The sequence below is a fragment of the Mesorhizobium sp. CA5 genome, assembly GCF_020165105.1.
Taxonomy (GTDB): Bacteria; Pseudomonadota; Alphaproteobacteria; order Rhizobiales; family Rhizobiaceae; genus Mesorhizobium.
This window is the reverse complement of sequence record NZ_JAIUHJ010000040.1, coordinates 1-13,776: the sequence shown is the minus strand read 5'-3', so window position 1 is coordinate 13,776 and position 13,776 is coordinate 1. Positions and strand designations below refer to the sequence as shown.

General features: G+C 64.4%; 15 protein-coding genes. 5 read left to right on the top strand and 10 right to left on the bottom strand.

From position 1 onward, the window contains the following. Positions 1 to 247 precede the first annotated feature (247 nt). The gene (locus tag LB529_RS28790) at positions 248 to 784 is read right to left on the bottom strand and encodes a hypothetical protein (RefSeq protein ID WP_411962594.1); all 537 of its coding nucleotides are present in this window, start codon (positions 782 to 784) and stop codon (positions 248 to 250) included. A 315-nt stretch (positions 785 to 1,099) separates the two neighbouring features. Here LB529_RS28790 and LB529_RS28785 point away from each other — a divergent pair, with 315 nt between their 5' ends. Continuing rightward, the gene (locus tag LB529_RS28785) at positions 1,100 to 1,264 is read left to right on the top strand and encodes a DUF1127 domain-containing protein (RefSeq protein WP_140546832.1); all 165 of its coding nucleotides are present in this window, start codon (positions 1,100 to 1,102) and stop codon (positions 1,262 to 1,264) included. Between the two features lie 53 nt (positions 1,265 to 1,317). On the opposite strand, the gene LB529_RS28780 is transcribed toward LB529_RS28785, so the two are convergent. Further along, positions 1,318 to 1,824 (bottom strand): DUF1993 family protein, encoded by a 507-nt coding sequence (locus LB529_RS28780; protein ID WP_224602518.1) that lies wholly within the window; start codon positions 1,822 to 1,824, stop codon positions 1,318 to 1,320. Between the two features lie 141 nt (positions 1,825 to 1,965). Between LB529_RS28780 and LB529_RS28775 the strand changes: the two genes are divergently transcribed. Beyond that, on the top strand, positions 1,966 to 3,015 hold the full coding sequence (locus tag LB529_RS28775; RefSeq protein ID WP_224712961.1) for a DUF1176 domain-containing protein: 1,050 nt from the start codon (positions 1,966 to 1,968) through the stop codon (positions 3,013 to 3,015). 15 nt (positions 3,016 to 3,030) lie between these two features. Here LB529_RS28775 and LB529_RS28770 read toward each other — a convergent pair whose 3' ends face one another. The 7 genes from LB529_RS28770 to LB529_RS28740 all read right to left on the bottom strand — a co-directional run bounded on the left by LB529_RS28770 (position 3,031) and on the right by LB529_RS28740 (position 9,400). Continuing rightward, on the bottom strand, positions 3,031 to 3,918 hold the full coding sequence (locus LB529_RS28770; RefSeq protein WP_224712962.1) for an alpha/beta hydrolase: 888 nt from the start codon (positions 3,916 to 3,918) through the stop codon (positions 3,031 to 3,033). Positions 3,919 to 3,951: 33 nt separating this feature from the next. Next, a complete protein-coding gene (locus LB529_RS28765; protein ID WP_224712960.1) occupies positions 3,952 to 5,568 on the bottom strand; it encodes an NTP transferase domain-containing protein in 1,617 nt (538 codons plus the stop codon). Further along, positions 5,565 to 6,269, bottom strand: coding sequence for an XdhC family protein (locus LB529_RS28760; RefSeq protein WP_224712959.1), 705 nt, complete (start codon positions 6,267 to 6,269; stop codon positions 5,565 to 5,567). The genes LB529_RS28765 and LB529_RS28760 overlap by 4 nt, the downstream gene beginning before the upstream one ends. Positions 6,270 to 6,275: 6 nt before the next feature. Then, positions 6,276 to 6,614, bottom strand: a complete 339-nt coding sequence (locus LB529_RS28755; protein ID WP_224712958.1) for an XdhC family protein — start codon at positions 6,612 to 6,614, stop codon at positions 6,276 to 6,278. 86 nt (positions 6,615 to 6,700) lie between these two features. Beyond that, on the bottom strand, positions 6,701 to 7,948 hold the full coding sequence (locus tag LB529_RS28750) for a vWA domain-containing protein (protein ID WP_224712957.1): 1,248 nt from the start codon (positions 7,946 to 7,948) through the stop codon (positions 6,701 to 6,703). 5 nt (positions 7,949 to 7,953) lie between these two features. After that, positions 7,954 to 8,877 (bottom strand): AAA family ATPase, encoded by a 924-nt coding sequence (locus tag LB529_RS28745; RefSeq protein WP_140840139.1) that lies wholly within the window; start codon positions 8,875 to 8,877, stop codon positions 7,954 to 7,956. A gap of 28 nt (positions 8,878 to 8,905) precedes the next feature. Then, entirely contained in the window at positions 8,906 to 9,400 is a 495-nt protein-coding gene (locus LB529_RS28740) for a flavin reductase (protein WP_140695039.1), read from the bottom strand. 191 nt (positions 9,401 to 9,591) lie between these two features. On the opposite strand from LB529_RS28740, the gene LB529_RS28735 reads away from it, so the two are divergent. Both LB529_RS28735 and LB529_RS28730 read left to right on the top strand, forming a co-directional pair. After that, positions 9,592 to 10,662, top strand: coding sequence for a branched-chain amino acid ABC transporter substrate-binding protein (locus LB529_RS28735; protein WP_224712956.1), 1,071 nt, complete (start codon positions 9,592 to 9,594; stop codon positions 10,660 to 10,662). Continuing rightward, complete coding sequence (locus LB529_RS28730; RefSeq protein ID WP_224712955.1) at positions 10,662 to 11,678, top strand: P1 family peptidase; 1,017 nt, start codon at positions 10,662 to 10,664, stop codon at positions 11,676 to 11,678. The genes LB529_RS28735 and LB529_RS28730 overlap by 1 nt, the downstream gene beginning before the upstream one ends. 15 nt (positions 11,679 to 11,693) lie before the next feature. Here LB529_RS28730 and LB529_RS28725 read toward each other — a convergent pair whose 3' ends face one another. After that, entirely contained in the window at positions 11,694 to 11,951 is a 258-nt protein-coding gene (locus LB529_RS28725; protein ID WP_140546895.1) for a DUF2171 domain-containing protein, read from the bottom strand. 262 nt (positions 11,952 to 12,213) lie between these two features. Here LB529_RS28725 and purB point away from each other — a divergent pair, with 262 nt between their 5' ends. Continuing rightward, the gene (gene purB, locus LB529_RS28720; RefSeq protein WP_224712954.1) at positions 12,214 to 13,521 is read left to right on the top strand and encodes an adenylosuccinate lyase; all 1,308 of its coding nucleotides are present in this window, start codon (positions 12,214 to 12,216) and stop codon (positions 13,519 to 13,521) included. Positions 13,522 to 13,776 lie beyond the last annotated feature (255 nt).

The window sequence follows — 13,776 nt, the reverse complement described above, 5'->3', positions numbered from 1 at the left end:
CAAGGAAGCTCCTGGTCGTCCTCAACGCTATCATTCGCGACAAAACCGCATTCGCGTGAACACAGTTGCCATTCCGTTACCCTAAGGCGTCGCAACGGTTACAGAATTCTGCACCGTTGCACTCTACGTTGAAGGTCACGGAATGGATCCTTGGGTCTGCGCTCCGCTTCGCGTCGCTACGCCCAAGGATGACGAATATTGGAGAGGCTCCAGCCAATTTCGATAGCGAAGTCTCTGATGGAGGGAACTACCGCCTCGCCCCGGCCAGCGCCCGCCGCTTGGCCTCGTCGATCAGCATGTTGGCAACCTGCATGCGGATCATGGCACGCTGGCGCAGATGCGGCGCGACCCGGTCCGGATGGTTGGCGAAGGCGAAGTTACGGCGGATGCGACCGAAATCGGCGTTCTTGGCCGGACGGTCGAGGCCGAGCTCGCCGGCGATCGCTTCGGGATCGATCGGCGGCAGCTTCTCCTCCGGCCACTGCTCTTCGCCGGCAAGCGTCAGTTTCGCCTGGTCGAGAAGTGCTGCGAACTCGGCAGCGAGGTCGGCGGCGGACTCGCGATATTCGGCGACGACGCTCTCGCCGGCGACCTTGATGCGGCCGGAATGCAGTTCATCGGCCACGGACAGATAATCAAACGGGATGGACGGCCGGGCGCCCTCGTCCTCGCCTTTCTCCGAGGCGACGATCAGGTCGTCGAGCAACGAAGCGAAATCGAGCTTGTTCCCGGTGCCGATCTCAACCTCCCTGTCGTGACGGCATGCAGTGATGCCGCCAAACATAGTGGGCTCTCGTTAAGAATGAATTCTGGCGATATTGACAATTGGCGGCTTTTCCGCCCGGCAAAATGGCATCGGAAAATAAAAAGCCGGACTGCTCATTCATGCAGTCCGGCAAGTCGCCAGGAGTGGCGAGGAAAAAGCCAGCCATGTGCCAGCACAGGTGCCTACGGTCGAGCCTGCCGAAAAGTTTCACGGAAAATCGATTGTGGCGGGAAAAATTGTCGCGGCATGGCAGCCATGCAAATGCTGCACTGCACAATTTTAACAAATCGGCTATATGCTAAGGTCGGGAGGACCAACTGGGGCAACTGAGTCATGGGGTTCTTCACTGAAATGTTCGCTCGGCCGAGGCCGCAGGAACACCAGCGTTACCGCTCGGCGCTTGCGCTTCTGAACGCGATGAGCAATGCGGACCGCGCCGATATCGGCGTCAAGCCGGCGGATTTTCCGCGCATCGCGCGCGAAATGTCGATCCGCTGAGCTGAGCCAAAGAGGTTTCCCGGAATCCCGGGAAACCTCCAAGCCATTCAAAATCAACGACTTCCGAGGAAAGTCTGCTTGCTGAGCGGCACGCCATTGTGGCGCAGGATGTCGTAGGCCGTGGTGACGTGAAAGTAGAAATTCGGCATCGCCAGGTGCAGCAGATATTGCAGGCCGGGCAGCGTGGTCTCGCGGCCGCCGAGCCTCACTTCGACCGTCCTGTCCTCAGATCCTTCCAGATCGGCCGCCGCAAACGTCGCCAGATAATCGAGCGTCTTGGCGATCCGGGCCTGCAACTCGGCAAAGCTCGCTTCATTGTCCTCATATTTCGGCACCTCGCGCCCGGCGAGCCGCGACGGCGCGCCCTTGGCATGGTCGGTGGCGATCTGGATCTGCCTGGCCAGCGCGAACATGTCGGGCGCCAGCCGCGCCGTGAGGAACACCTGCGGATCAATCTTGCGTTCGCCGGCATTCTGCTCCGCCGCCGTCAAGACGCTGGCCAGCGCCTTCAGTCTGGCGGAAAAAACGCCCACTGATATGTCGTACATGGAAATGGTCACGGGCAATCTCCCCACGCGGCCCAGCGCCGCGGGCCGTGAACTAGCGCCTCCCGCCACGATTCTTCAAGCGGCCGTGGCCATGGCGTCACCGCGCCGCCGCAATCGCCGTGGTAGTATTTTCGTTACCGAGCGGAGGATTCGATGAAAAGAGCCACTTTCGCAGCGACTGTCTTTTTCTCACTGGCCGGCTTCACGCAGTCCGCGTCCGCGGCGGATGCGCCCTATATCGATGACCGATCAAGCGCCGATGCGGTCGTCCGCTCGCTTTACAGCGCCATCAACCGTCACGAATTCGCCCGCGCCTGGGGCTATTTCGGCGATACGAAGCCGGCAAAGGACTTCAATGCCTTCGTCAAGGGTTACGACGGCACCGACAGCGTCGAAGTCAAGACTGGCGCCATCTCGGAGGACGGTGCTGCCGGCAGCATCTATTACAGCGTCCCGGTCGCCATCCAGGCGACCGACAAAAAAGGTGACGCCAAGGTTTTCGCCGGCTGCTACACGGTCCGCCAGGTCAATGCGCAGATCCAGGAGCCGCCCTTTCAGCCGATCTTCATCGACAAGGGCGCGTTGAAGCCGTCGACCGAGGATTTCGACAGCGCCGTGCCGGCAAGCTGTGGCGACGGCCCGCCGCCGCCGAAGAAGGACGAGGCCCTGGAGCAGGCCAAGAAGGCCTTCCTCGCCACCTATGGCGACCAGTGCGACAAGCAGGATCCTGACGGCAAGCCGATCGGCGAGCCAGAGGCTCATTCCATCCACTATAAGGACAAGGACGCCCAGCCCAGCGACCCGGAGCGCGAGACGCGGCTGTTCCGCTTCTTCTGCTCGATGGCCGCCTACAACGAGACGGCGGTCTACTACATCACCGACGACGTCGATGGCGTCTCACAGTTGCAGTTCACCGAGCCGGACCTCGACATCCGCTATGAGAACAACAACAGCGAAGGCAAGGTCGAATCGATCCATATCATCGGGTTCAAGACCAGCGGCTGGGCGACCAATTCGGACTACGACGACAACACCAAAACCATCACCACATCGAACAAATGGCGTGGCGTGGGGGATGCCTCGTCATCGGGAACCTACCTTTTCCGCAACGGCGATTTCTCGCTCGTCCAGTACGACGTCGATGCATCCTATGACGGCGAGCAAAATCCGCAGACGGTCATCGACTACAACACGGCGCCTTGAGGCGCTGCAGCGCAATCACGGCGCTTTCGTCAGCATCCAGTTCAGCGTGCCGCGCCAGTCGACCATGCGGATCGGCGTGCCGTGCGTGCCGGTCTCGAAGCGTACGAAGCGGGTCGGATAAGCCTTCCTGGCCAGAATCGAGCGGAAGAAGGCTTCCTGCTTCTCCACCGGGAAGACCACGTCATGGCTGCCCTGGCCGAAGAACACCGGTACGCGGCGCTTGAAGGCGGGGCTGGTGAGAAAGCTGTCGTCCCACAGCGATCCGAGCAGCAGCAGCCCGTTGATGCGGCCGCCCGTGTCATTGCGCGCGGCGAGCTTCCAGCAGATGATCCCGCCCATCGAGCCGCAGGCGACGAAGATTTTCGCGCTCGGCGATGTCTCGGCATAGTGATCGATGAGCGCCGCGACCTGCGCCGCGCCCTTGTCGCCGAAATCGGGGAAATCGGGCGAAAGATAGAGCCCGTTGTTGGCGGCCATCAGGTTCTTGATGCGGTTGAAATTGCCGCCGAAGGTGAAGTCGTCCACGCCTTGTTTGCGGCTGCCGCCTTGCCCGTGCAGATAGAGCACGATGATGGACGCGCCTTCCGTCCTGCCGACCGCGACATGCCTGATATCGCCGGCATCGGTCTTCAGCATCAGGTCCTGCTGCACCTTGCGCACCCCGGGATCGGTATACTGCGCATGCACGCGCCTTTCCGGCACCTCGTCGCGCTGATTGATGTCGCGCATCTCGCGATAGTCGAGGACGCTGTAAGCGCCATTGTCGCTCGTCGACAGTGTCGCCGGATATGCGAAGAGATCGTCCTTGAACGATTTCAGCGAAAGCGTTTGCCCCTCGGCCGTCGAGAGGGAAAGCGCTGTCACGGCGATCAGGGCGAAGAAAAGTCGGAAACGCAAAGCCATGCCGAGAGGCATGCGAAATTCGGCTCCGCTTTGTCAATCCTGCAGAACGCCGCCCGCCCCTTCCAGCGCCTCGCGCGTGTCGACATCGATCGAGGCGCCCTGCCCGATCTCGACATCGACGACGTCGAGGCCCTCGGCTTCGACCAGATGACGCGCCCCGGTATCGCCCTCGAGCTGCGCGACGGCCGCGAAAAGCGAGCGCGGCAAAAGCACCGGATTGCCGCGTTTGCCTTGGTACGAAGCGCGCACCACGGAGCGGCCGCCGGCGCGGCGGAACGCGTCGATCAGGCTGTCGAGGTCTTTCGAGGAAACGCCCGGCATGTCGCCAAGCACGATCAGGGCGCCGGCCGCGTCGGGCGCGACCTTCGCGATACCCGCCTTCAACGACGAAGCGAGGCCATCGGCGAAATCCGGATTGTCCACGAATGTCACGCCAAGACTGCCAAGCGCCGAACGCACGCGCTCGCGCTGATGGCCGGTGACGACGACGGTGGCGGCGGCCTTCGAGGCCAGCGCACGACCGGCAGTGCGGCGCACCAGCGGCTCACCGTCGAACAGCGCCAGAAGCTTGTTCGGCCCGCCCATGCGACTCGAGCGGCCGGCGGCCAGAAGCACGATATCGACTTTCATCGCCGACCTTGCCGGCTGCGGCGCCGGCTCGCGCGGCTGCGGCCTGGTCGGAATTTCCATCAAAAGCCCGCCGACGCCCATTCCGGCAATATCGCCCGCCGTCACCTCGAGCCCGGCAACCAGCCGATCGAGCACCCAGTCGAAGCCATTCTCCTTCGGACTGCGCGCGCATCCGGGCGCGCCGACGATGCGCTTGCCGTAGAGCGTTCCGAGCACCAGCAGATTGCCGGGGTCGACCGGCATGCCCGCGCGGACGACGGTACCCCCGGCACGCTCGATCGCGGCCGGCACGACATCGGCGAAGTCGCTCATCGCCGAGGCGCCGAAGATCACCACCATGTCGTTGTCGCGCGCCAGCTGGGTTGCGGCCGCGGCGACCGGCGCCACGTCGTGCGGCGTGCGCCGCTCGGCCGTAAGTCGGCCGCCGAAACGCGCCAGGCGCGCCTCGGTGACGCGCAGCGTCTTGTCGAGCACGCTCGGCTTGACGCCGGGAAGCATCGTCTGGATGACGCCGACAGTTATGGGGCGATAGGCATTGACGGCAAATATCTCGCGGCCGGCGCAGATCCTCACCACGCTGTCCACCAGGCTTTCGGCGACGGCAAAGGGGATGATCTTCACCGTCGCCACCATCTGCCCCTTCTCGACCGGCGCATGCTGCGCCAGCGTCGCGATGGTGATGGCTGGATCGACGGCATTGATGGCGTCGATCATCGCGGCGTCGACGGTAAAGACGCCTGAGGCTTCCGCATGCAAATTCACCCGCCCGGTCGCGGCCGGCTTGACCTCGACGTTGCGGTGACGCATGGCGGAGGCGATCTTCGCGGCTGCGACATCTTCGCCCAAATCGTCCGCGGCAAGAACCGCCGCGACGACTTCGTCGACGCCCGCCGCCTTGAGCGCCTCGATATCCTGGCGGCTCAGCCGGTGCGCCTTGCGGAAGCGTTTTTCGCCGGCGGTGGTCGCATGCGCCAGCACCGCCCCTTCCGCCTCGTCGATCGGAACCGGTCCGAATCTCACGCCACGGCGCCTTTTGCTTCGAAACCGCGCGAGCGGAAGGCGTGGATCGTCTGCGCAAGGACGGCGACGGCGATCTCGGCCGGACTGGCAGCACCGATATCGAGGCCGATCGGCGCGTGGATGCGGGCGATCTGGTCGGCACCGGCGCCGAGCGCCAGCAGGCGTTCGACACGCTTGGCGTGGGTCTTGCGGCTGCCCAGCGCCCCGACATAGAAGCATCGCGCGTCGAGCGCCGCCTTCAGCGCGAAATCGTCGATCTTCGGATCGTGGGTGACGGCGGCAAGGGCGGTATAGTTGTCGAGCGGCGCACGCTTCAGCACATCCTGTGGCCATTCGGCATGCAGCACGACGTCGGGAAAGCGCTCCGGGGTAGCGAAGGCGGTGCGCGGATCGATGATCTCGACCGGATAGCCGGCGATCTTCGCCATCGGCGCCAGCGCCTGGCTGATATGCACGGCGCCGATCACCACCAGACGCGGACGCGGCAGATGCGCGTTGAGGAAGAACGTCCGCCCTTCCGCCTCCACCGACCTCGAATTGCCGGTACGGAACGCGTCAGCGATCGCAGTCCCGAGATCGCCCGCAACATGGTCGCCCTCGCGTACGATGCGGTCGCGACCGTCGCCCAGGTCGGTGACAAGCACCGCGGCGCGGCGGGCGCGGCGTTCTTCGTTCAGCGTCTTCAGGACGTAGGGATCCATCTGTGATCAGCCCAGCCGCTCGACATAGACCTTGATGCGGCCGCCGCAGGACAGGCCCACCTGCCAGGCAGTCTCGTCGGCGACGCCAAACTCCAGCATCTTTGCCTTGCCACTGTCGATGACGTCCATCGCCTCCGTCACCACGGCGCCCTCGACACAGCCGCCGGAGACCGAGCCATGGAAATTGCCCTCGGCGTCAATGACCAGATGGCTGCCAACCGGGCGAGGCGCCGAACCCCAGGTCTCGACCACGGTCGCGATGGCGACATCCTTGCCGTCCTTCATCCAGTCTTCCGCGATGATCAGGGGATCGCGGGCCTCGTCGAGATAAATGCTCTCATCCATCGTCGCTTCTCGCAAAGTCTGTTTTTCAAGGGAAACCTTGGTCGTCCATACGGTAAACGTTGGTTTCCCGCCAAGGAAACATATGGCTACGCGGCCTGCCTCCCGCCAGCTTGCCAGCGGCGCGGGTCGACCGAAGCCGCCGGCCGCTGGTCGAGCGAGGCGCAAAGATCGGCCAGCGCGTCGAGATTGTGCACTGCCCGGAACTCATCGACATAGGGCAGCATCGCTTTCACGCCACGGGCGCGGGCCTCAAAACCGTCGAAGCGCAGCAGCGGATTGAGCCAGATCAGCCGCCGGCAGGATTTATGCAGCCGCTCCATCTCCTGCGAAAGGCCGGCGACGTCGTCGCGCTCCAGCCCGTCGGTGATGAGAAGCACCACGGCGCCCTGCCCCAGCACGCGCCGCGACCACAGCCGGTTGAACTCGGCAAGCGTGTCGCCGATGCGGGTGCCCCCCGACCAGTCCTTCACCGCCGCCGAGCATTCGGCCAGCGCCTCGTCGGGATCGCGATGGCGCATCTGGCGGGTCAGGTTGGTCAGCCGCGTGCCGAAGACGAAGGCGTGCACGCGCCGGCGCTTCTCCGTCAGCGCATGCAGGAAATGCAGGAAGATGCGTGTATACTGGCTCATCGAGCCGGAAATGTCGGCCAGAACGACCAGCGGCGGATGCGCTTCGCGCGGAGAGCGGAATTTCGGCAGGATAAGCTCGCCGCCGGTGCGCGCGGCCGAGCGCATCATGGCGCGCGGATCGATGCGGCCCCCTTGCGCGTCCGCCCTGAAGCGCCGTGTGCGGACAAGATCGAAGGGCAGGCGCAAGGCCGCGATCGCCTTTTTGGCTTCGGCCATCTCCGCCGCATCCATCTGGGCAAAATCCTTGCCGCGCAGCACCTCGTTGCCGGAAAAGGTGAGGCGCGCATCGACCTCGATCTCCGGCACTTCCCGGACCGGTTGATTCTTCCGATGGCCCTCGAACATCGCCTGGCTGACGCGGTTTTCGGCAGCCCGCGGCTTCTGCTTCTCAGCGTTGTCCGCAGCGACCGGCGAAAACATCGCCAGCAGTTTCTCGATCAGCTCGCGCGATTTCCAGAACAGGCGGAAGGCCTCGTCGAAGACAGGATGGTCCTCGCGCCGCGAGACGAGCACTGCATGCAGCGTCCAGTAGAAATCCTCGCGCGAGCCGATGCCGGCGGCAAGCACCGCCTCGATGGCGTCCTTCACGGAAGCCGGACCGACGCGCATGCCTGCCTTGCGCAACGCACGCGCGAAATAGACGATGTTGTCGGCGATGCGCCCATCGGCGAGCGCTTCCTTGGGTTCCGGACGCGGCACAGGCATCGCGCCTACTCCGCCGCCGACAGCTCGGCCTTCACCTCATTGAGGATGCGCCGGCCCTCGCCCTCGCCGATACGGGCGATGTCGTCCTGATATTTCAAAAGCACGCCGATGGTGTCCGACACGGTCTCCGGATCGAGCGCCACCTTGTCGAGTTCGGTCAAGGCGCCGGCCCAGTCGATGGTTTCGGCGACGCCGGGCGCCTTGAACAGCTCGACCTGGCGCAGCTTCTGGATGAAGGACACGACCTCCGCCGACAGCCGGCGGTTCGCCTGCGGCACCTTGCGCCGCACGATCTCCAGCTCGCGCTCGGCGTTCGGATAGTCGACCCAGTGATAGAGACAGCGACGCTTCAGCGCGTCGTGAATCTCGCGTGTCCGGTTGGTGGTGATGATGACGATCGGCGGCTCTTCCGCCTTGATCGTGCCAAGTTCCGGAACTGTTACCTGGAAATCGGAAAGAATCTCGAGCAGGAACGCCTCGAAAGCTTCGTCGGTGCGATCGAGCTCGTCGATCAGGAACACCGGCGCGGCACCCGCCTTGCCGGTCAGCGCGTCGAGCACCGGACGGCGGATCAGGTATTTCTCGGAAAAGACGTTACGCTCCATATCGGAGCGGACGACCTTGCCCGCCGCTTCCTCCATGCGGATCTCGATCATCTGCGCGGCATAGTTCCACTCATAGACGGCCGAGGAGACGTCGAGCCCTTCATAGCATTGCAGCCGGATCAGCCGGCGGCCGAGCGCGCCGGCCAGCACTTTGGCGATCTCGGTCTTGCCGACGCCCGCCTCGCCTTCGAGGAACAAGGGCCGCTTCATGCGCAGTGAAAGAAACAGCACCGTCGCCAACGAGCGGTCCGCAACATAATCCGCGCCTGTCAAAAGATCGAGCGTTTCGTCGATCGTTTTCGGCGCGGGGCGCGGCGCGGTCATCTTGTCTCCGTGGATCCCGCTTGCACGTTCAAAGAAAATGATAGCCGCGGTTGTGGTAGATCAGCGGCCGCAAATTATCGCCGATGCGCAGGCCTGTCACCTTGCCAAAAAGCACACGGTGGGTGGCAAGGTCCTTGCTATCGATGATCTCGCAGTCGAACACGGCCAGCGCGCCTTTCAGCGTCGGGGCGCCGGTCGAGATCACATCCCATTCGGCCAGCGCGAAGCGCTCCTCCACCGGCAGGCCGGTGATGCCGGAAAAGGCGACCGATACGGCTTCCTGGTCCGATGCGAGGGTGTTGAGCGCGAACTTGCCGTTCTTGACGAAAGCCTCGTTCTTGGCGTTCTCGCGGTTGAGGCAGACCAGCACCGTCGGCGGGGTGTCCGAGACCGAACAGGCGGCGATCACCGTCGCGCCCCTTTTGCCGCCGGGCCCGTCGGTCGTCACCACATGCACATGGCCGGCAAAATGCGCCATCGCATCGCGATAATGCTGCGGCCCGATATCATTGATCTTCAGCACCCGATGTCCACCTGTCGAAACCAGTTCGTTATATATGGCGGCATATTGCACGCCACAAGTTGCATAGCATGGGCGAAGTGCTTGACCGCAATCCGCAAATTCGCGTGTTGCGCGGCGCTTAGCCAGCCTTTAGGCATTTCCTGGAATAGTGTCGGGACTGTATTCCCGGCATGGAGGATCTCTTAGCCCGAATGCGTCTTCTCACGACGACATCAGCCGTGCTGCTCTGGTTGTCGCTGGCCGCGAGCGCCGACGCCGAGACGCTGGTCGGCATTGCCGCGCCGCTTTCCGGCTCATCGGCGATCCTCGGCAAGCAGATCGAGGCCGGCGCCGGCCTGGCGGGGGAGGCGAACGGCATCGCGATCAAGGCCGTGGACGATGCCTGCACCGCCGATGGCGGCGCCGCAGCAGCGAAGGAATTCGTCGACGCCAAGGTCAATGTCGTGGTGGGCTTTCTCTGCACTGACGCGATCGAGGCGGCGCTGCCGATCCTGAAGGATGCCAACATCCCGGTCATCACGGTCGGCGTGCGCACCGAAAGCCTGACCGACCGGCGCGCCAAGACCGGCTGGCCGGTCTACCGGCTCGGCCCGCGCGGCGACGATGAGCGCAATGCGGTCGCCGCCAAGCTAATCCAGCTCTGGCGCGACGACCTGTTTGCCATCGTCGATGACGGCACCATCTATGGCCGCGAGATGGCCGAGACCTTTCGCGCCGCAGCTGAGCAGGCTGCCTTGAAGCCGGTCTTCACCGACACGTTCCGGCCGCAGCTCGACAACCAGATCGGGCTGATCGGCCGGTTGAAGAAGGCCGGCGCGACCAAGGTGTTCGCCGGCGGCGACGGCGAGGATGTCGCCATCATGGGCCGCGACGCCGCCCAGCTCGATGCCGGCATCACCTTTGCCGGCGGCGAAAACCTGCGCACGCCGCCGGGCGATGTGCCCTATGCCGTCGGCACGCTGATGATCGCTCCGCCGGAATGGTCGGAGATCGCCGATCCCAAGGTGGTGCAGGGTTTCGCAGCGAAGAACATCGTGCCGGACGGCTACACGCTTCCGGCCTATGCCGCGGTCGAGGTCGCCAAGGCCGCGCTGGCCGGTGCGCAAAGCACTGGGCAGCCGCTCGGCGAAGCGTTGACCGGCCGTGATTTTGCGACCGCGATCGGCACCGTCCGCTTCGACGACAAGGGCGATCTCAGCCAGAACCCGTTCCGCCTCTTCCGCTTCGACGGCATGCATTTCGTGCCGCTGGAGGACAAGTGATGTTCCGCACCGGTCCGCGCAATCTGATCACCGACGTTGCCGGTCTTCGCGTCGGCAATGCCGCCGACGCCAGGCTCAAATCCGGCGTCACGGTGGTGCTGTGCGACGAGCCCGCGGTTGCCGGCGTCCAGGTGCTGGGCGGCGCGCCGGGCACGCGTGAGACCGACCTGCTCGAGCCGCAGAATTCGATCGCGATGATCCACGCCGTCGTTCTGTCCGGCGGCTCCGCCTTCGGCCTTGACGCCGCCTCGGGCGTACAGGCGGCGCTGCGCGAAAAGAACATCGGTGTCGAGGTCGGCGGCTTCCGCGTGCCGATCGTGCCGGCCGCGATCCTGTTCGACCTGCGCAATGGCGGTGACAAGGATTGGGGCCGCTATCCGCCCTATCGCGAGCTCGGCTATGGGGCCGTGCAGGGGGCAATCGTCGACTTCGCCATCGGCACGGCTGGCGCCGGCACCGGCGCCCTGACCTGCGGCCTCAAAGGCGGGCTGGGCTCCGCCTCGACCGCGCTCGATAGCGGCGTCACTGTCGGCGCGCTCGCCGCCGTCAATCCGACCGGCTCCGTGACGGTCGGCCGCAGCCGCCATTTCTGGGCGGCGCCCTTCGAGATCGGCGACGAGTTCGGCGGCCTCGGCTACCCGGCCCCGCTGCCTGAAGATGCCAGAAAGATCCTGCTGAAATACCGCGACAGGCAAATGGGCGGCGAGGCCGAAGGCGGCAGCACCACCATCGCCGTCATCGCCACGGACGCCGTCCTGACCAAGGCCGCGGCCAAGCGACTGGCGATTTCGGCGCATGACGGCTTTGCCCGCGCCATCTGGCCGACGCACACACCGGCGGACGGCGATCTCGTCTTTGCCCTGGCGACCGGCAGGAGCGGCATCGAGCTCGGCGCCGATGCCGCGATCGACCTGTTCGCAGCCGCCGGCGCCACCATGGCGCGCGCGATCAGCCGCGGCGTCCATGCCGCCACGCCCGCCGACGGTGATTTGTTTCCGGTCTGGTCGTCGCGCTGATTGGCTCGGCCCCGATCAGGTCGGATCGGATTTTTCTTCCTCGAAGGTGACCGCGACATCCGAATTCGCGGAGAGCCATACCTTCTGGCCGTCGATCTCCGCGACCAGGGCAAGCGAAATGTAGTGGTGATGGTTCTTGTGCGAGCCCATGCCGCTGTCGGCCTTGGTCAGCTTGATCCGATCACCCTCGACCTTGTCGACGGTGCCGATATGGACGCCGTCGGCGCCGATCACTTCCATGTGTCCGCGTATCTTGCTGATATCGGTGCTCATGCTGGTTCTCCGCTGGATGGCGATTTGCCCTTTCGGATGCGAGACGGCCGACAATAACAAATGAACGCCGGATTGGATGCATCGCACGGCGCGCCTCGTTCATCGTGGCGTGATAAGCATGACGCTGATGAGACAGATGACAAACCGTCTTGCAGCGCTCGTCGCGGTCAGTACCTGGTTTGCGCGGCAGCGGCGTTGAGCATTGGGCCTGGCTCTGTTAGGACGCGGCCGACGCTTCTCCCAGGCAGGACTTAGAAAACGGATGATCCCTCGCTATTCCCGGCCGGAAATGGTCGCCATCTGGTCGCCCGAAACCCGCTTCCGCATCTGGTTCGAGATCGAGGCGCATGCCTGCGACGCGCTGGCCGAGCTGGGTGTCATTCCGAAGGAAGCGGCGAAGACGATCTGGGAAAAAGGCGGCGCGGCCAAATTCGACGTCGCCAAGATCGACGAGATCGAACGCGTGACCAAGCATGACGTCATCGCTTTCCTGACCCATCTCGCCGAATTCGTCGGACCGGATGCCCGCTTCATCCACCAGGGCATGACCTCGTCGGACGTGCTCGACACCTGCCTTGCGGTGCAGCTGACCCGGGCCAGCGACATCCTGCTTGCCGATATCGACGCCTTGCTTGCGGCGCTGAAGCGCCGCGCCTTCGAGCACAAGGACACCGTCACCATCGGCCGCAGCCACGGTATCCATGCCGAGCCGACCACCTTCGGCGTCAAGCTGGCGCAGGCCTATGCCGAGTTCTCGCGCTGCCGCGAACGGCTGGTGCACGCGCGCGAAGACATCGCCACCTGCGCCATTTCCGGCGCGGTCGGCACCTTCGCCAACATCGAGCCTTATGTCGAAGAGCATGTGGCGGCAAAGCTTGGCCTGAAGCCGGAGCCGGTGTCGACCCAGGTGATCCCGCGCGACCGCCACGCCATGTTCTTCGCCACGCTTGGCGTCATCGCCTCGTCGGTCGAACGCCTCGCCATAGAGATCCGCCATCTGCAGCGCACCGAAGTGCTGGAAGCGGAAGAGTATTTCTCGCCGGGCCAGAAGGGCTCGTCGGCTATGCCGCACAAGCGCAACCCGGTGCTGACCGAAAACCTCACCGGCCTCGCCCGGATGGTGCGCGCCTACGCCATGCCGGCGATGGAAGACGTGGCGCTCTGGCACGAGCGCGACATTTCGCATTCCTCGGTCGAGCGCATGATCGGGCCGGATGCGACGGTAACGCTGGATTTCGCGCTGTCGCGCCTGACCGGCGTCGTCGACAAGCTGCTCGTCTACCCCGAGAACATGGAGAAGAACCTCAACAAGTTCCGCGGCCTGGTGCACTCGCAGCGCGTGCTTCTGGCACTGACCCAGGCCGGCCTGTCACGCGAGGACGCCTACCGCCTGGTGCAGCGCAACGCCATGAAAGTCTGGGAGCACGGCGCCGACTTCCTGGAGGAACTGCTTGCCGACAAGGACGTGACGGCGGCACTGCCCGAAGCCGAGATCCGCGAGAAATTCGATCTCGGCTATCATACCAAGCATGTCGACACGATCTTCAAGCGGGTGTTCGGAGAGGCTTGAAGCCGAACAAAGGCGCGCGCTGGCGCCCAGCTGGAACACCCCTCATCCGCCTTGTCGCTCCGCGACAAGCCACCTTCTCCCACAAGGCGAGAAGGGGGAATTTGGCGCCCGCGCCTCAACTAATCACCAACGCCGCGATTGGCGCCGGCTCTGGCGCGGTTTTCCCTTCTCCCCTTGTGGGCCTGTTGCGTAATTGGCTGGTTGTGATTCTCTGAGAGGAAGCTCGGAGGGAATCGCGATGGCTGTGAAGCAGAC